We start from the raw sequence: 17,470 nt of genomic DNA on the forward strand, positions 1-17,470 counted from the left end.
CTTATTTCTTCTTAGCTTCTTTACGAAGTACAACTTCGTCAGAATAACGAACACCTTTACCTTTATAAGGCTCTGGCGGACGGTAACCACGGATTTCTGCAGCAACTTGACCTAATTTAGCTTTATCAGCTGATTTAAGTACAATTTCAGTTGCAGTAGGAGTTTCTGCAGTTACACCTTCAGGAAGGTTGTAGTCGATCGGGTGAGAGAAACCAAGGTTAAGGTTAACAATGTTACCTTTAACCGCAGCTTTATAACCAACACCGATAAGCTGTAACTTACGTTCGAAACCTTCGTTAACACCTTTTACAAGGTTGTTAAGCACAGCGCGAGCAGTACCAGCTTGCATCCAAGCATCTTTAGATTCAGCTTTAGGAGCAATAACTAGAGTACCGTCTTCCTGTTTTAGCTCGACCAGCGCATGCAGGTTGAAAGACAATGTACCTTTGCTGCCTTTCACTTCGACCTGCCGGCCGTTCTGAGTAACTGTAACACCGTTAGGTACAGTTACTGGGGCTTTAGCCACACGAGACATGAGGAATCACCTATTAAGAAACAAAAGCAATAACTTCACCACCGATACCTGCTGCACGTGCAGCGCGATCAGTCATGATGCCTTTGCTTGTAGAAACAATTGCAATACCTAAACCTTGCTTAACGCTAGGAAGTGCATCTTTACCGCGATATTGACGTAGACCAGGACGGCTTACGCGTTTCACAGTATCAATAACTGGTTTGCCTTCGAAATATTTTAAAGTAATCGTTAAAGTTGCTTTGCCTTCATTGTCAGCAACAGCTACATCAGCGATATAACCTTCTTGTTGAAGTACGTTAGCAATCGCAACTTTCAACTTTGAGTTTGGCATAGAAACAGTTTGTTTCTTTGCCATTTGTGCGTTACGAACACGTGTTAGCATGTCGGCAACGGTATCTTGCATACTCATTTATAGTGCTCCTTACCAGCTTGCCTTAACAACGCCCGGTACATCACCTTGCATTACTGTTTCACGTAATTTGTTACGGCTTAAACCGAACTTACGGAAGTAACCATGAGGACGACCAGTTAAACCACAACGGTTACGTAGACGTACTGGAGACGCATTACGTGGTAATGCTTGAAATTTCATCATCGCTTCGAAACGTTCTTCGTCTGATGCATTTACGTTTGCGATAATTGCTTTTAATTCAGCACGTTTCGCAGCGTATTTAGCAACAGTAGCTTCGCGTTTCAATTCGCGATTAATCATACCTTTCTTAGCCATATCGACCTCTTATTTGAACGGGAAGCCGAATGCACGCATAAGCGCACGGCCTTCGTCATCGGTGCGAGCAGTCGTAGTGATGGTAATGTCCATACCACGAATACGATCAATCTTATCAAAATCGATTTCAGGGAACATGATTTGTTCCTTAAGACCCATTGAGTAGTTACCACGACCATCGAATGATTTCGCAGAGAAACCACGGAAGTCACGGATACGAGGGATCGCGATAGAGATCAAACGGTCTAAGAATTCGTACATACGTTCGCCGCGTAAAGTAACTTTACAGCCGATCGGCCAACCATCACGGATTTTGAAACCAGCGATAGATTTACGAGCTAAAGTAAGTACTGGTTTTTGACCAGCAATTGCTTGCATATCAGAAAGAGCGCCATCTAACAATTTCTTGTCAGCTGATGCAGCACCAACACCCATATTGATGGTGATTTTTGTAATGCGAGGGATATCCATCACATTCTTAACGCCCAATGTTTCTTTTAATTGAGCCTTAAGTTCGTCGTTGTAACGCGTTTTAAGTCTGGCCATTGCCTAGTCAACCTATTACTTCGCTACCGCCACTGATTCACCATTAGATTTGAATACGCGAGTTTTCACGCCTTCAATCACTTGGTAACCAACACGGTCAGCCTTTTGGGTTGTAGCATTAAAAATTGCCACGTTAGAGATATGAAGCTCAGCTTCTTGAGTTACGATGCCGCCTTCAGCGCCAGTAGCTCGGTTAGGCTTTTGATGCTTCGTTACCAAGTTAAGGCCTTCAACCTTAACACGGTCATTTGAAACAGACAAAACAGTACCTTGTTTGCCTTTTTCTTTACCTGCGATCACAATTACTTGATCGCCCTTTTTAATCTTAGCCATGAGTGCCTCTTATAGAACTTCAGGAGCCAATGAAATAATTTTCATGAACTGTTCAGTACGAAGTTCACGAGTCACTGGTCCGAAAATACGAGTTGCAATCGGCGCTTTGTTGTTGTTCAAAATAACAGCTGCGTTATCGTCGAAACGAATAACTGAACCATCTGCACGACGGATGCCGAATTTTGTACGTACAACTACAGCATTCATCACGTCACCTTTTTTAACACGTGCACGTGGAATAGCTTCTTTTACAGTAACTTTAATAATGTCGCCAACAGAAGCATAACGACGATGTGAACCACCAAGTACTTTAATACATTGTACGCGGCGAGCACCACTGTTGTCTGCTACGTCGAGCATACTTTCGGTTTGAATCATTGCCCTACTCCAAAACCGAGCATCACCGGTCGCAATTTCGAAAGGCTCAAAGAGTACTCGAAATTGACCGATGATGCAAGAACGTTTAATTACTCAGCAGCAGCTTCAACAACTTCAACTAAAGTCCAAGACTTAGTTTTAGAAATTGGGCGGCTTTCTTTGATGCTTACTACGTCGCCAACTTTAGCAACATTGTTTTCATCATGAGCGTGTAATTTAGTTGAACGGCGGATTGATTTGCCATACAACGGGTGTTGAACGCGGCGTTCGATAAGAACAACGATAGACTTGTCCATCTTGTCGCTAACTACTTTACCGGTTAACGTGCGAACTGTTTGTTCACTCATTGTCCGTTCCCCTGTTTTTCGGTTAGGAGTGTCTTAATACGAGCAATAGTTTTACGAGTAAGTGCAACTTCGTGCGATTTACCCAATTGACCAGTTGCTTTCGCCATACGAAGACGGAATTGGTTAAGCTGTTGCTCATCAAGCAAAGCTGTCAACTCTTCTACCGACTTTTCACGTAGATCATTAGTTTTCATTACATTACCGTCCGAGTCACGATAGTGGTTTTAAACGGAAGTTTTGCAGCAGCAAGCGTAAACGCTTCGCGAGCAAGTTCTTCGTTAACACCATCAATTTCGTACAAGACTTTACCTGGTTTGATTTGGCAAACCCAGTATTCCACAGAACCCTTACCTTTACCCATACGAACTTCTAATGGTTTTTCAGTAATTGGTTTGTCTGGGAAAACACGGATAAAGATCTTACCACCACGTTTAATACGACGGCTGATTGTACGACGCGCTGCTTCAATTTGACGTGCAGTCATTTGACCACGTTCAATTGATTTAAGTGCAATAGTACCAAAAGATACTGAGCTACCGCGATGTGCTAGACCAGTGTTACGGCCTTTTTGCACTTTACGGAATTTAGTACGTTTAGGTTGTAACATGGATTATTCTCCTTTTTCAGCAGAACGATCATTGCGACGACCACGACGCTCTTGACCTTCACCACGACCACGACCACGTTTAGCTGGACGTTCTTCAGCTGGAGCTGGGCTCATGACTTGTTTCATGCCACCCAAGATCTCACCACGGAAGATCCATACTTTAACGCCGATCGTACCGTAAGTAGTCTCAGCACGCATAGTAGCATAGTCGATGTCAGCACGAAGAGTATGAAGAGGTACACGACCTTCACGATACCATTCAGTACGAGCAATCTCAGCACCACCTAGACGGCCTGAAACTTCTACTTTGATACCTTTAGCACCAGCACGCATAGAGTTTTGAACCGCACGCTTCATAGCACGACGGAACATTACACGTTTTTCTAATTGAGAAGCGATTGCTTCAGCAACTAAACGAGCGTCTAAATCTGGGCGATCGATTTCGTTGATACTTACTTGCGCAGGAACACCCATAATGGCTGTTAATTCGCGTTGTAATTTCTCAATGTCTTCGCCTTTTTTACCGATCACGATACCAGGACGTGCAGTGCTAATAGTTACTTTAGCTGCGCCTGTAGGGCGTTCGATAAGAATATTGCTTACCATCGCATTCTTAAGTTTTTTAGTTAAAAACTCACGAACTTGAAGATCTTTTAGCAAATATTCAGCATATTGTTTCGGATTCGCATACCAGTTAGCGTTATGACGTTTCACAACACCTAGGCGGATACCGATTGGATGAACCTTCTGACCCATATCAAACCCCTACCTTAACGGTAATGTGACAAGTACGCTTAGTAATACGATCTGCACGGCCTTTAGCACGTGGCAAAATACGTTTCAGGCTCATGCCTTCATCAACGTAGATCGTAGAAACTTTAAGGTCGTCTACATCTAAACTGTTATTGTGTTCAGCGTTTGCAATCGCAGATTCCAATGCTTTTTTAACTAAAACTGCAGCTTTTTTGTTGCTGAAGTTTAAGATATTTAAAGCATGCGCAACAGATTTGCCGCGAATTAGGTCTGCAACCAAACGTGCTTTTTGTGCCGAGATAGCGGCACCGCGTAATTTAGCAGTTACTTCCATCATAGCACCTATTAACGTTTAGACTTCTTGTCAACACCGTGACCACGATAGGTACGAGTTGGCGCGAATTCACCTAATTTATGACCAACCATATGCTCAGATACAATCACTGGAACATGGTTACGGCCATTGTGTACAGAAATTGTTAGACCAACAAAATCCGGTAAGATCATCGAACGACGCGACCAAGTTTTGATCGGCTTACGGTTATTAGCCGCGATAGCCGCTTCAACCTTAGCGAACAAGTGCGCATCGACGAATGGGCCTTTTTTCAGAGAACGAGGCATTGTCAGATTCCTTTACTTGTTACTTAACGCGACGGTCGCGAATGATCATCTTAGTCGTACGCTTGTTGGTACGTGTTTTGTACCCTTTAGCTTTTTGACCCCATGGACTTACAGGTTGAATACCTTTGTTACGTCCTTCACCACCACCATGTGGATGGTCTACTGGGTTCATCGCCATACCACGTACGGTAGGACGAACGCCACGCCAGCGTGATGCACCTGCTTTACCAAGTGAACGAAGGTTGCTTTCTGAGTTAGAAACTTCACCTAACACAGCACGGCATTCAACGTGTACTTTACGCATTTCGCCTGAACGAAGACGAATGATAGCGTAAGAACCGTCACGACCCAACAATTGAGCAGATGTACCAGCAGAACGTACTAATTGTGCGCCTTTACCGATTTTAAGCTCGATGTTGTGAAGAGTAGAACCGATAGGCATGTTGCGAAGTGGCAAGCAGTTACCTGGACGGATTGGAGCATCGTTACCAGATTGAACTTGATCACCAGCGCGAAGGCCTTTAGGTGCAATAATATAGCGACGTTCACCGTCAGCATATTTCAATAAAGCAATATGAGCTGTACGGTTTGGATCGTATTCAATACGCTCAACTACAGCAGGGATGCTGTCTTTGTTACGTTTGAAGTCTACGATACGGTAGTGCTGTTTATGACCACCACCAACGTGACGAGTTGTAATGTGACCGTTGTTATTACGACCGCCAGTACGTTTTTTAGCTTCAACCAACGGAGCATATGGCGCGCCTTTGTGAAGGTGGTTATGAACCACTTTCTCTACAAAGCGACGTCCTGGAGACGTTGGCTTACATTTTTGAATCGGCATAATTTTCGTCCTTATTCCGCTGCGTTTTCAGCGGTATCGCCCAAGTCAGCCATTTCAACATCTTGGCCAGCTTTCAGGGTGACGTATGCTTTTTTAACATCAGAACGACGTCCTAATGTTTTACCAAAGCGTTTAGTCTTACCTTTAGTGATCGTTGTGTTAACTTTAACAACTTGAACACCAAATAGTTGCTCAACAGCTTTTTTGATTTCAAGTTTGTTTGCATCTAGTGCAACTTTGAACACTTGAACACCAGCAGTTTCGCCTAAAACTTGTGCTTTTTCTGAGAATACAGGTCCTTGTAGGACTTGATAGATACGTTCGTTGTTCATCCGAGTTCTACCTCAATTTTCTTAGCAGCAGCAACAGACATAACAACTTTATCGAACGCGATCAAGCTAACTGGATCGATTGCAGCAGCATCAACCACATCAACGTGTGGAATGTTGCGAGCAGCAAGATACAAGTTCTCATCAACAGCATCTGTAACGATTAATGCACGAGGTGCATTCAAGTCGTTAAGTTTTGCAAGCAATTCTTTAGTTTTTGGAGCTGCAACAGCAATCTCTTCAACTAAAACAAGGCGATCTTGACGAACAAGCTCAGCCAGGATGCATTGCATAGCACCGCGATACATTTTACGGTTTACTTTTTGAGACCAGTCTTGTGGACGAGCAGCAAAAGTTTTACCACCGCCAACCCAGATTGGGCTACGAATAGAACCAGCACGAGCGCGGCCAGTACCTTTTTGACGGAAAGGTTTTTTACCACCGCCAGAAACGTCAGCACGTGATTTTTGCGCTTTAGAACCTTGACGACCACCAGCTAAGTAAGCTGTAACAACTTGGTGTACAAGAGCTTCGTTAAAATCACGACCAAACGCAACTTCAGATAACTCAACAGCAGAGCCGGAAACAGTATTTAAATTCACGTTATTTCCCCTCAGGCCTTGATAGTAGGACGAACAGTAACGTCGCCACCAGTAGCACCAGGAACCGCGCCTTTAACAACTAGAACTGAACGTTCTGCGTCGATAGCAACGATTTCAAGACCCTGTGTAGTTACACGTTCAGCACCTAAATGACCAGGCATTTTTTTGCCTTTGAACACGCGACCAGGAGTCTGGTTTTGACCTGTAGAACCGATAACACGGTGAGATACAGAGTTACCATGTGTAGCGTCTTGAGTACGGAAGTTCCAACGCTTAACACCACCCTGGAAACCTTTACCTTTAGATGTACCAGTAACGTCAACAATTTGACCCACTGTGAACACATCCACACCGATAGTTCCGCCAACTTCACGACCTTCAAGATCAGCTTCTGTAGCGCGGAATTCTTGAACTAGACGGCCAGCAGCAACACCAGCTTTCGCAAAGTGACCTTTCTGAGCGTTAGTTACGCGAGATTCGCGACGTTCACCAGTAGTGATTTGAATCGCTTGATAACCATCAGTTTCAAGCGTTTTGATTTGTGTGATGCGGTTAGGATCAACCTCAATCACTGTTACAGGTACAGAAACACCAGCATCTGTAAAGATACGTGTCATACCGCACTTGCGACCGACTAAACCAATAGCCATGTGCATAAACCTCTAAAAAAGCGGCCTAATTAACTTAGAGCGTTAATTAACCGAAAGCCTTAACCCAAAGCGATCTGAACATCAACACCAGCTGCAAGATCTAATTTCATCAATGCATCAACAGTTTTATCTGTAGGTTGAACGATATCGATCAAACGTTTGTAAGTGCGGATCTCGTATTGGTCACGCGCATCTTTGTTAACGTGTGGTGATGTTAAAACGTTAAAACGTTCGATACGTGTAGGCATCGGGATTGGACCACAAACTTGTGCGCCAGTACGTTTTGCTGTTTCTACGATTTCTTGAGCTGATTGATCAATTAGACGGTGATCAAAAGACTTAAGACGGATACGAATTCTCTGGTTAGACATACCAGTTAACTCCAAGCCAAATATATAAAGAATCACCCTTGACGCATCTCACCCCACTTTAAAAGAGGCAAGTGTCAAGAGCAGTGAAATATCACTAAGGTCACGATCGATGCCGCGACTGTCACGATGTTAACTACTTTATTCGTAGCTAACCCCCTTCATCAAAGGGTCGCCCATTATAGCTATTGTTTAATGCATAAGCAAATCTCTTTTGCTGTTTTTCTTATATTTTTCATTTTTTATGCAAGATCAATTGCTTAACTTTTAATCAATAGGCATTTTTTCTTAATACATACTCTATTGCTTGGTTTAGTATTTGATTTCCCTCAATAAATTTGTTCTTTGCGCTTTTCCGTAGATCATGTACTGGCTGTACATGTGTTCCTGAAAAAAATGCCACTTCTTCATCATTTTCCAAAAATAAATCGAGTACTTCTGGGGTAATTTCAGGATGAAATTGGAAGCCCAAAACATTTTGCCCGATTTGATACATTTGATTACGACATGCATCATTTTCCGCCAGCAATACCGCTCCTTTCGGAATTTCAAATGTTTCACTGTGCCACTGCATGACTTTAAACTCTTCCGGTAGTTTGAAACAGTCATGCGGTACGTTAGCGACCTTACGGATGGTCGTCCAACCCAATTCTTGTTGTGCATTTCGGCTCACCGCCCCACCCAAAGCATTAGCAATCAATTGCCCGCCTAAACAAAGCCCGATTGCGGGTTTGCCGAGTGCTAAATAGCGTCGCAGCCATCGTTTTTCTATTTTTAACCATGGGAAATTTGCCTCATCATTTACGCTCATGGTCCCACCCATGATGATAAGTAAATCGACATCTTCAACATGCGGCAAAGCCTCGAGATCCAAGGCTTGATCGACAGGTAATGCAAAGAATTCTGTGGCCGTAATTTTGGCCTGATGCTGTTTTAAAAAATCATAACAACTGCCGAACCCTTCGCCAGCAATATGCTGAAAATAATGTACTTTTAAATGCGACTTCATGCGCTAAACCTATTGTTGTTGCTCTGATATCGGTTTTGCAAGAATGAAGCCAACTTTGCTTTTCACTTAATTTTCTATACAAAAGCATCGTAAATCCATGCGTTTTAGTCGTATTCTTTTGAACATTCATTATTATTTTGATCATTTCAGAGCGCCACGTGAAAAAGAATCCTCAAACTGAACTCATTCATGCACCAAGAAAGGCACCGCAATACATCAATAGTGTTCAACCTCCCCTGTTTCGTGCATCCACTATAATTTTCGAAAATACACATGCGCTATTTAATCGCCATTGGACTGATGATTATGACTATAGCTATGGCACACATGGTACGCCCACTACATTTACCCTAGGGGATCAGATTGCTCAGATTGAAGGTGGCTTGTATCACTTACTCGCACCAAGCGGTTTATCTGCAATTAATTTGGTCAATTCATGTTTTTTAAGTCAAGGGGATGAGGTTTGGGTCGCAGATAATATCTATGGCCCAAATATGGAACATCTGCGTAACCTAGAAACCCGCTACGGCATCATGGTCAAGGTTTATAACCCGATTGATGTCGATTCATTTAACCCTTCAGCGCAAGCCAAGCTTATCTGGTTAGAAGCGGCGGGTTCTGTCACCTTAGAGTTTCCTGATTTAGTCGGCTTGGTCAAAAAAGCCCAAGCCCATAACATTCTCACTGCACTGGACAATACGTGGGGTGCTGGTATCGCCTTTAATGCTTTTGATTTTGGCAATGAACACCTAAGCGTGGATATCAGTGTGCATGCCTTGACCAAATACCCAAGTGGTGGTGGCGATATTTTAATGGGCTCGGTAATTACACGAGATAAAAAACTTCATCACAAACTGTTTCGTGCCCACGCCATTCAAGGCATTAGTATCTCTGGTGATGACGCCGCGCAAGTACAACGCAGCCTGGCTTCTATGCGCTTGCGCTATGAACACCAGTCACAAAGTGCTTTAACTGTATTGAATTGGCTAAAACAACAGCCAGCCTTTGTACAGGTTTTACACCCAGCCGATGAAGCTTCCGCAGGACATCAGTATTGGAAAGAAATTTGTACAGAACAACACAGTGCAGGCTTGGTCAGCGTGGTATTTAATAAAAAATATAGCCTGCTAGATGTACGCTGCTTTTGCGATGCGCTGAAACTATTTAAGCTTGGTTTTAGCTGGGGTGGCCCAGTCAGTTTAGTCATGCTATATAACTTAAAAGATATGCGTGTACTCGAACATTCACACATTCAAGCCGGCTTACTGGTTCGCTTTTGCATAGGACTAGAACATCCTGCAGATTTAATACAAGATATAGAAAATGCACTACAACATTTAAATAAACAGCAACTCGAATAAATACAGGAACATCTATGGGTACACCAATTATTATTGGCAAAAAAACACAAGACACTACACAAGATGTGGTGCTTCATTCACAATTTGCAAACCGCCATGGTTTGATTGCTGGGGCCACAGGTACTGGTAAGACGGTGACGTTGAAGGTGTTGGCAGAAAGTTTTTCTCGGCTGGGTGTACCTGTATTTTTAGCCGATGCCAAAGGGGATGTTTCTAGCCTTGCCAAAGCAGGTGAAAGCAATCCTAAGTTTGACGAACGAATTAAAAGTTTAAATATCGAGAGCATTCCTTTTGCTGCCTCCCCTGTGGTGTTTTGGGATTTGTTTGGTGAACAAGGTCATCCCATTCGCACTACCATTTCTGAAATTGGCCCACTGCTCCTTGCCCGAATCCTCAACTTAAATGACACGCAAGAAGGTGTGTTATCTGCGGTCTTTCGTATTGCCGATGATCAGGGCTTATTGCTCATCGACTTTAAAGACTTAAAAGCCATGATCAGCTACGTCAGTGAACATGCAGCTGAATTTAAAAATGAATATGGCAATTTATCACCTGCAAGCTTAGGTGCAATTCAACGTAATTTGCTCGCATTGGCCGATCAAGGTGGTGACAAGTTTTTTGGTGAGCCTGCGCTCAATATCATGGATTTCATTCAAACGGATGCACAAGGTCGTGGCAACATCAATCTGCTCGCCGCCGACAAGTTAATGAATACCCCTAAGCTCTATGCGACTTTCTTACTTTGGATGCTGTCAGAACTGTTTGAACAATTGCCCGAAGTTGGAGATATGGATAAACCCAAACTGGTGTTCTTCTTTGATGAAGCACATTTATTGTTTGATAACGCCAGCCCTGCTTTACAAGAAAAGATTGAACAAGTGGTTCGTCTGATTCGCTCTAAAGGGGTCGGCATTTACTTTGTAACGCAAAACCCACTTGACCTACCTGAGAGTGTTTTAGGACAACTGGGTAACCGCGTTCAGCATGCGCTACGTGCATTTACCCCGAAAGATCAGAAAGCTGTTAAGACGGCAGCAGATACTTTTCGAGCCAATCCTGCGTTTAAAGTCGATCAAGTAATTACGGAACTGGCTGTAGGTGAAGCATTAATTAGCTGTTTAGACGAACAAGGCACACCACAAATCGTTGAACGTACTTGGGTGATGCCACCCTACTCTTCATTTAGCCCAATTGCTGTAGAAGAACGCAAAGCACTCATGGCAAATAGCGTTGTTGCAGGTGTGTATGACACCGAAGCAGACCGTGAAAGTGCCTATGAACTTTTGCAAAATAAAGTGGCAGAGCGCCAACAACAAGCTGTCCAAGCGGAACAAGATAAAATAGAAGCCAAAGAACAAGAAGCGTTAGCCAAACAACAAGCCAAAGAAGCAGATGCACTCGCTAAACAGCAAGCGCGTGAACAAGAACGCCTTGCGCGCGAACAACAAAAAGAAGCAGAGCGTTCAGCCAAACAACGTGAAAAACTGATTCAAGACACGGTAGGAACTTTTGCAAAAAGTGCTGCACGCAGCTTGGGCGGGTCGACAGGTCAGAAAATTATCCGTGGCCTCTTAGGTTCTATCTTCGGCAAGAAATAATCTAAAAGCCCAATTAAAAAGTACAAATTTATGGAATCTTTTTATATTCCATAATTTTTTTATGGTTTTTACTAAAACATGTATTGCGCGGATGTATTTAAAAATGTATTTTAAATACATCTTATAAATAACAGCCATGAGAGATCAGCTATGACTCCGCAGCAAATTGACCTAGTAAAAGCTACTGTTCCTGTTCTACGTGAAAATGGTGTCGCGCTGACTGGTTACTTCTATAATCGTATGTTGGGCAATAACCCTGACCTCAAAGAAACCTTTAACATGGGACATCAGCGCAGCGGTGCTCAGGCACAAGCCTTGGCGGGTGCTGTATTGGCTTATGCTGAAAATATTGAGGACCCATCTGTACTTTTACCAGTTATAGAATTAATTGCGCATAAACATGTGAGTCTTAACATTCAAGCGCCAGACTATAATATTGTCGGCGAAAATTTGCTGCACTCGATCAGTGAAGTATTAAGCATTTCAATGGAAGATCCACTGATTGCAGCTTGGGCAGCAGCATATGGACAATTGGCAGACTTGTTTATCAGCACTGAAAAAGCGATTTATGAGCAACATCAGCAAACTAAAGGCAGTTGGTTAGGTTGGCGTAATTTCAAAATCGCGAAAAAAGTGGCTGAAAGTAATGAAATCACCTCATTCTACCTTGAGCCTTCTGATGGTGGTGATTTACCAAAATATGAAGCAGGTCAGTACATCTCTGTACGTGTATTGGTCGATGAGCTGGGTCTAAAACAACCACGTCAATATACACTGTCGACCAACCCACAAGACAACTACTTACGTATCTCTGTAAAACGTGAAGATCAGAAAGGTGACTTGGTTCCAGGTTGGGTATCAAATACACTGCATGGCTTGGAGATCGGTTCAGAAATCGAAGTGTCTGCACCAACAGGTAATTTCTTCCTGATTGATTCACAAAAACGCAATGTCTTTATCAGTGGTGGTGTAGGTCTAACACCAATGATTGCGATGCTAAATCAGTTGGTGACTTTAGACATGCCACAACCTGTAACATTTATCCATGCCTGCCGTAGCAAACAAGTGCATGCAATGCATAAGCACATTCAGGATTTGGAAGCAAAATACCCACGTCTTAGCACCTTTACAGCGTATGAGTTCCCTCATGCTAATGATAAATTAGGTGAAGATTATGATGCTGCTGGTCGTCTAGACTTAGGCAGCATGGATACTGCACTGTTACCGATCAATGCGGATTATTACCTTTGCGGTCCAATGCCATTTATGGCTGAACAACAGAAAGCTTTAATTGCTCGTGGTATTCCTGCTAGCAATATTCACAGCGAAGCTTTCGGCACTGGTGGTGTAAAACACTAACTAAGCTATTCACCTGAAATACAAAGGGTTAGTTTAGTTATGCTAGACTAGCCCTTATTTATTTCTCTCAGACTCACAGTATTATCATGCAACTCAATAAATTCACCGATTATGCATTACGCATTTTGCTCTATATCGCACGTCCTCGTGATGTGCCTTATAACATTGCTGAAATTGCAGAAGACCTGCACGTTTCGCGTAATCACTTGGTGAAAATTGTGCATTTTATGGCAAAGCAAAACTGGTTAATCACCAGCCGCGGCAAAGGTGGCGGCATCCGCCTTAACCCTGAAGCACTTGAGGCTCAGCTCGGTCAAATCGTACGGATTTTGCAAGGTAATCACCAGATTGTTGAATGCAATGACCCACCCTGCGTACTGCGCAGTCAGTGTGGTTTAAAAAGCATTTTAGACCAAGCTTTAGAACAGTTTTATCAAAGTCTCGATCAGTACAAACTTGCCGATGTCTTGCAACCAAGCAGCGCATCTAAATTTACAACACAATCTCCAATTCGAATGATCAATCTCTAATTTCACTTTGCCTGCGACAAAATTCGCTTGCCTGCCCGACTTCCTTTATAATGCGTGTTGTTAAATCAGTTATTGAAGTTGGGTTATGCATCAGCACAGAGGAAAATCACGAAACAGTAAAGCGGCCAATGCGCCGAAGCAAAAGATTACTTATGAGAAAAAAGTAGACTCTGCGATTACTGAATATGCTGTGCGCTCGCTCAACTGGCTACGCAAAGCTGAGTTCTTAATGAGTGCGCCTAAACTCAACCTCTGCGTTGAAGATACCGGCTATGAAATTGCCTTTGCTGGCCGCTCAAATGCAGGGAAGTCGAGTGCCATTAATGCGCTCACCAACCAAAAGCAATTGGCTCGTGCGTCGAAAAAACCGGGTCGTACCCAAATGATCAACTTTTTCAGTTTAGGAAATCCTGATCAGCGTTTGGTCGACTTACCGGGTTATGGCTATGCCGCTGTACCTGAAGCGATGAAAATCGTGTGGCAAAAAGAGTTAGAAAACTATCTGATACACCGTGAAAGTTTACAAGGTCTTGTGCTGTTGATGGATATCCGTCATCCACTACAACACTTTGACGTCATGATGTTGGAATGGGCACATTCACGTAAATTGTTCGTGCATGTACTGCTCACCAAATCAGATAAACTAAACCGTGGCCCGGCTTCTAAAGCACTACAAGAAGTGAAAGCAGCATTGAAAAAAATGAAGCTGAACTTCTCTATCCAATTGTTCTCATCATTGAATAAACAAGGTTTAGAAGAGTTAGCGAGTGTCATGGCGGGTCGTCTTAACTTCACTTTAGAACAATCAACAGAGTTTGATCTTGATAGCATCCCTGAAGCATCGGATGATGATATTGAAATCGATGCAGATGCGGAAGCATTCGATGGCGTCGATACAACATCTGAAGATTTACCCCAAGCTGAAGGCAAAAATTCAGACCACTAATCCAGTAATTTTAAAGTCAGCGCAAGGATGATTGTCTGACAAAAAGTATCATCTGAAGATAATGAAATGTCCTGTATTGCTAATCACGATGCAGGATTTTTTTTGGATACTGAATACATCAGATGTGTACTCGATCACATAAAAACAAGGATAGGTCATGAAATTACTCTCCCGCTTGAGAAACACAAAACTTGGATCATCAATCGAATATAAAATTAAGCCACGTAAAGTGAAATTTGAGTGGCAAGATACTCAAGTTGACTGGGTACCCAACCAAGCTTTTGTCAGCTATTTTATTAATGAAATTAATATGATCTTACCGGCAGGTGAGTTTTGGTTTTGCCGTCTGTATAACAAAGTATTACCGCAAATTAGAGATGAAAAATTAGCAGAGGACGTTAAAACATTTATCCGCCAAGAAGCCATGCATGCTCAGGCGCATAACTCTGCCAATAAAGAATATCTATCTCAGCGCAATATCAGTATTCAACGCAACCTTGAAATCATGGACTTTCTCTTTGGCAAACTGCTTGCGGACCAACCTTTAGGGCTCAACGTACCTAAAGCTTTGGATCATCAGTGGGATCTCTTTCGTTTAGGGGTAATTGCAACAGTTGAGCACATGACCTGTGTACTAGGCAAATATGCTTTATACAACAAAGAGTGGGAACGCCTCGGTGCCGATCCGAATATGCTCGATCTAGTAAAATGGCATGGCGCAGAAGAAATAGAACATCGTACCGTGGCTTTTGATTTGTATCGTCATCTCGGTGGGGGCTATATTTCTCGCTATTATCAAAGTGTGATCGTGATTGCTGCCGTACTTGGTCTATGGGTCGATGGTGCAGCACATATCATGCAGCAAGACTCGCGCTATGCATCGATTAAACCTGCCGTATATAAACCGTGGATTTGGCGTGAATGGGCGCGTATCGCGCAAAAAGACAATCGCTTATTGCCACATCCACTTTGGTTAGTGTCGCAGCAATTGGGGTATTTAATGCCTTGGTACGATCCTGTACATGAAGCAAAAACTGAAGATGCGATTGCCTATCTCGACAACTCTCCTGCTGCAAAACGCGCCGCACTGAAAGTTGCTTAAACACTATTTAAAATTTGTATTAAGCAGGGTTCGCCCTGCTTTTTTTGTGCTCACATCCATTACGCTCCATTTTTTACTGAGCAATCAACACACTCAAGATGGATAGGCTCATAAGTTCGATGTTTAAAGTACAGTTATTCCAAGTTCCCTATTCTCTTTAAAATGCATTTATACTCAGCCTTATCCTAAAATAAAAATACACCGTTCAGGAGCATCTCCATGCACGCTCACATCTCCGTTATTACACTGGCTGTGAAAGATTTACACGCTGCATTCGCGTTTTATCAGGAGGGTTTAGGTCTAAATAGCACAGGGATTATTGGGACTGAATTTGAACATGGCGCTGTGGCATTTTTTGATTTACAACACGGTTTAAAGCTCGCACTCTGGCCGCAAGATAGCCTGAGTCATGACACCGGAATCAGTACATCTGCGTTTTGTCCAACTCAAATGTCTCTCGGACATAACGTCAACAGTACCGCAGCCGTCGATCAAATCATGCAACAAGCCCAACGCGCTGGTGCAAAACCAATTAAGCCAGCACAGCCCACGTTTTACGGTGGTTATGCAGGCTATTTTCAAGACTTAGATGGACATCTGTGGGAGATCGTCTACAACCCACATTTTAGCTCTTTATCTGCTTAATTCGACAACGCTGGTTCATCTACATCTCGCGTATGACGATCCACCACCACACTAATCATCATATCACCCTGTACGTTCACCACAGTCCGTACCGTATCCAATAGACGATCGATCGGCAGCAATATCGCAATGGCTTCTGCAGGAAGCCCAACCGATTGTAAAACCATAATCATTGTCACCATTCCAGCACTTGGAATGCCCGGTGCGCCGAGTGACGCAATCATGGCGGTTGCACAGACAATTAACTGCTGACCCAAGGTTAAATCTAAGCCCATCAAGTTAGCAATAAATAACGCAGCAGCAGCTTCATACAACGCTGTACCATCCATATTTAACTGTGTGCCCAATGGAATCACAAAACCTGCTGTTTGAGGACGTACGCCTAAATTTTCCTGCGCACATTTCATCGACAGTGGCATCGTTGCTGAACTTGAACTGGTTGCAAAAGCAGTGATTAAGGCAGCTCGTGTTCCTCTAAAAAATGTCAGTGGACTCATTTTCCCAAAAATCCAAAGCAGCAGAGGTAACACCACTGCCCCATGGAAAATCGTGGTCCCTGTGACTACGGCAGCAAACTCCGCGAGGCGACTCAACACCGAAATATCTTCGGTAGCAATCAATTTAGCCAATAATGCAAAAATACCAATCGGTGCAAGCTTCATCACCCAACCGATGATCATCATCATGATGTCAAAAAATTGCTGACTGAGCTTTCTCACACTTCGAAATTTTTCACCGCCTTTGACCAAGGCCACACCTAAAAATAGTGAAAACACCACGACAGCGAGTACATTGCCATCACTAAAGGCTTTAAACGGATTGATCAGTGTATTTTGAATAAAATTGGTAAAGAATGAACCTGCTGTGAGGGTGTCAGGACTCTGATGTTGTTGCATTGCATCTTGGAACATGACGATGTCCACGCCCTGCCCAACTTTAAAAATATGCGCACATGCTAGACCCAAGATCAGTGCCAAAGTCGTGGTGGTGACACAGCAAGCTAAGGTAATTTTCCACGTTCGACTCAGCTGACCACCCGCTTGTAAATTCGATACCCCCACCACAATCGAACTAAAGATCAGCGGAACCAAGATCATTTTCAGCAAGCCAATAAAAATACTACTGGCAATCCCCAAACCATACAGACTGGCGGATAAAAACTGCGTCTCTGGAAACTGAATTAATAAAAACCCAAATGCCACACCCAATATTGCGGCAATTAAAATCTGCGTATTTAAGCTCATTGTGCCTTGCATTTATCATCCTTTATTCAGGCACTA

At 43.1% G+C, this 17,470-nt stretch carries 26 protein-coding genes; 7 read left to right on the top strand and 19 right to left on the bottom strand.

Going from position 1 to position 17,470, the window contains the following annotated elements; translation table 11 throughout:
- Position 1: 1 nt before the first annotated feature.
- From rplF to FTU37_RS05065, 18 genes are all read right to left on the bottom strand, one after another.
- A complete protein-coding gene (gene rplF / locus FTU37_RS04980; RefSeq protein WP_078189272.1) occupies positions 2-535 on the bottom strand; it encodes a 50S ribosomal protein L6 in 534 nt (177 codons plus the stop codon).
- A gap of 13 nt (positions 536-548) precedes the next feature.
- Positions 549-944: a 30S ribosomal protein S8 gene (rpsH, locus tag FTU37_RS04985; protein WP_078189273.1), complete on the bottom strand. Its 396-nt coding sequence runs from the start codon at positions 942-944 to the stop codon at positions 549-551.
- A 12-nt stretch (positions 945-956) separates the two neighbouring features.
- Positions 957-1,262: a 30S ribosomal protein S14 gene (rpsN, locus tag FTU37_RS04990; RefSeq protein ID WP_067762906.1), complete on the bottom strand. Its 306-nt coding sequence runs from the start codon at positions 1,260-1,262 to the stop codon at positions 957-959.
- Positions 1,263-1,271: 9 nt separating this feature from the next.
- The gene (gene rplE, locus FTU37_RS04995) at positions 1,272-1,808 is read right to left on the bottom strand and encodes a 50S ribosomal protein L5 (protein WP_067762907.1); all 537 of its coding nucleotides are present in this window, start codon (positions 1,806-1,808) and stop codon (positions 1,272-1,274) included.
- 15 nt (positions 1,809-1,823) lie between these two features.
- A complete protein-coding gene (rplX, locus tag FTU37_RS05000) occupies positions 1,824-2,141 on the bottom strand; it encodes a 50S ribosomal protein L24 (protein WP_078189274.1) in 318 nt (105 codons plus the stop codon).
- 9 nt (positions 2,142-2,150) lie between these two features.
- Positions 2,151-2,519, bottom strand: a complete 369-nt coding sequence (gene rplN, locus FTU37_RS05005) for a 50S ribosomal protein L14 (protein ID WP_005012978.1) — start codon at positions 2,517-2,519, stop codon at positions 2,151-2,153.
- An 89-nt stretch (positions 2,520-2,608) separates the two neighbouring features.
- Positions 2,609-2,866: a 30S ribosomal protein S17 gene (rpsQ, locus tag FTU37_RS05010; protein ID WP_078189275.1), complete on the bottom strand. Its 258-nt coding sequence runs from the start codon at positions 2,864-2,866 to the stop codon at positions 2,609-2,611.
- Positions 2,863-3,060: a 50S ribosomal protein L29 gene (gene rpmC, locus FTU37_RS05015; RefSeq protein ID WP_005012982.1), complete on the bottom strand. Its 198-nt coding sequence runs from the start codon at positions 3,058-3,060 to the stop codon at positions 2,863-2,865. Before rpmC ends, rpsQ begins: the two co-directional genes overlap by 4 nt.
- Positions 3,060-3,473: a 50S ribosomal protein L16 gene (gene rplP, locus FTU37_RS05020; RefSeq protein WP_078189276.1), complete on the bottom strand. Its 414-nt coding sequence runs from the start codon at positions 3,471-3,473 to the stop codon at positions 3,060-3,062. Before rplP ends, rpmC begins: the two co-directional genes overlap by 1 nt.
- 3 nt (positions 3,474-3,476) lie before the next feature.
- Positions 3,477-4,229 (bottom strand): 30S ribosomal protein S3, encoded by a 753-nt coding sequence (rpsC, locus tag FTU37_RS05025; protein ID WP_180123911.1) that lies wholly within the window; start codon positions 4,227-4,229, stop codon positions 3,477-3,479.
- A 1-nt stretch (position 4,230) separates the two neighbouring features.
- A complete protein-coding gene (gene rplV / locus FTU37_RS05030; protein WP_035265103.1) occupies positions 4,231-4,560 on the bottom strand; it encodes a 50S ribosomal protein L22 in 330 nt (109 codons plus the stop codon).
- Between the two features lie 11 nt (positions 4,561-4,571).
- A complete protein-coding gene (rpsS, locus tag FTU37_RS05035; RefSeq protein WP_004281508.1) occupies positions 4,572-4,847 on the bottom strand; it encodes a 30S ribosomal protein S19 in 276 nt (91 codons plus the stop codon).
- Between the two features lie 19 nt (positions 4,848-4,866).
- A complete protein-coding gene (gene rplB / locus FTU37_RS05040) occupies positions 4,867-5,691 on the bottom strand; it encodes a 50S ribosomal protein L2 (protein ID WP_078189278.1) in 825 nt (274 codons plus the stop codon).
- Positions 5,692-5,702: 11 nt separating this feature from the next.
- On the bottom strand, positions 5,703-6,023 hold the full coding sequence (gene rplW / locus FTU37_RS05045) for a 50S ribosomal protein L23 (RefSeq protein ID WP_005012992.1): 321 nt from the start codon (positions 6,021-6,023) through the stop codon (positions 5,703-5,705).
- On the bottom strand, positions 6,020-6,622 hold the full coding sequence (rplD, locus tag FTU37_RS05050) for a 50S ribosomal protein L4 (RefSeq protein ID WP_078189279.1): 603 nt from the start codon (positions 6,620-6,622) through the stop codon (positions 6,020-6,022). Before rplD ends, rplW begins: the two co-directional genes overlap by 4 nt.
- Positions 6,623-6,633: 11 nt before the next feature.
- Complete coding sequence (gene rplC, locus FTU37_RS05055; RefSeq protein WP_078189280.1) at positions 6,634-7,272, bottom strand: 50S ribosomal protein L3; 639 nt, start codon at positions 7,270-7,272, stop codon at positions 6,634-6,636.
- A 59-nt stretch (positions 7,273-7,331) separates the two neighbouring features.
- Positions 7,332-7,643: a 30S ribosomal protein S10 gene (gene rpsJ / locus FTU37_RS05060; RefSeq protein WP_000070912.1), complete on the bottom strand. Its 312-nt coding sequence runs from the start codon at positions 7,641-7,643 to the stop codon at positions 7,332-7,334.
- Positions 7,644-7,911: 268 nt separating this feature from the next.
- The gene (locus tag FTU37_RS05065; RefSeq protein WP_180008436.1) at positions 7,912-8,649 is read right to left on the bottom strand and encodes a type 1 glutamine amidotransferase; all 738 of its coding nucleotides are present in this window, start codon (positions 8,647-8,649) and stop codon (positions 7,912-7,914) included.
- A 158-nt stretch (positions 8,650-8,807) separates the two neighbouring features.
- On the opposite strand from FTU37_RS05065, the gene FTU37_RS05070 reads away from it, so the two are divergent.
- The 7 genes from FTU37_RS05070 to FTU37_RS05100 all read left to right on the top strand — a co-directional run bounded on the left by FTU37_RS05070 (position 8,808) and on the right by FTU37_RS05100 (position 16,190).
- Entirely contained in the window at positions 8,808-10,010 is a 1,203-nt protein-coding gene (locus FTU37_RS05070) for a PLP-dependent transferase (protein ID WP_180123912.1), read from the top strand.
- A gap of 14 nt (positions 10,011-10,024) precedes the next feature.
- Positions 10,025-11,608: a helicase HerA-like domain-containing protein gene (locus tag FTU37_RS05075; RefSeq protein ID WP_180123913.1), complete on the top strand. Its 1,584-nt coding sequence runs from the start codon at positions 10,025-10,027 to the stop codon at positions 11,606-11,608.
- A gap of 150 nt (positions 11,609-11,758) precedes the next feature.
- On the top strand, positions 11,759-12,967 hold the full coding sequence (gene hmpA, locus FTU37_RS05080) for an NO-inducible flavohemoprotein (RefSeq protein ID WP_180123914.1): 1,209 nt from the start codon (positions 11,759-11,761) through the stop codon (positions 12,965-12,967).
- 86 nt (positions 12,968-13,053) lie between these two features.
- Complete coding sequence (locus tag FTU37_RS05085; RefSeq protein ID WP_180123915.1) at positions 13,054-13,497, top strand: Rrf2 family transcriptional regulator; 444 nt, start codon at positions 13,054-13,056, stop codon at positions 13,495-13,497.
- A gap of 85 nt (positions 13,498-13,582) precedes the next feature.
- Positions 13,583-14,443 carry a ribosome biogenesis GTP-binding protein YihA/YsxC gene (yihA, locus tag FTU37_RS05090; RefSeq protein ID WP_180123916.1) on the top strand — a complete coding sequence of 287 codons (861 nt, stop codon included), beginning with the start codon at positions 13,583-13,585 and terminating at the stop codon, positions 14,441-14,443.
- 157 nt (positions 14,444-14,600) lie between these two features.
- A complete protein-coding gene (locus FTU37_RS05095) occupies positions 14,601-15,545 on the top strand; it encodes a metal-dependent hydrolase (RefSeq protein ID WP_180123917.1) in 945 nt (314 codons plus the stop codon).
- A 219-nt stretch (positions 15,546-15,764) separates the two neighbouring features.
- A complete protein-coding gene (locus FTU37_RS05100) occupies positions 15,765-16,190 on the top strand; it encodes a VOC family protein (RefSeq protein ID WP_168379113.1) in 426 nt (141 codons plus the stop codon).
- On the opposite strand, the gene FTU37_RS05105 is transcribed toward FTU37_RS05100, so the two are convergent.
- Positions 16,187-17,446, bottom strand: coding sequence for a dicarboxylate/amino acid:cation symporter (locus FTU37_RS05105; protein ID WP_171525930.1), 1,260 nt, complete (start codon positions 17,444-17,446; stop codon positions 16,187-16,189). The two genes, FTU37_RS05100 and FTU37_RS05105, sit on opposite strands and share 4 nt — an antisense overlap.
- Between the last annotated feature and the right edge of the window lie 24 nt (positions 17,447-17,470).

The sequence above is a fragment of the Acinetobacter sp. YH12097 genome (assembly GCF_013419225.1).
Classification (GTDB): Bacteria; Pseudomonadota; Gammaproteobacteria; order Pseudomonadales; family Moraxellaceae; genus Acinetobacter; species Acinetobacter amyesii.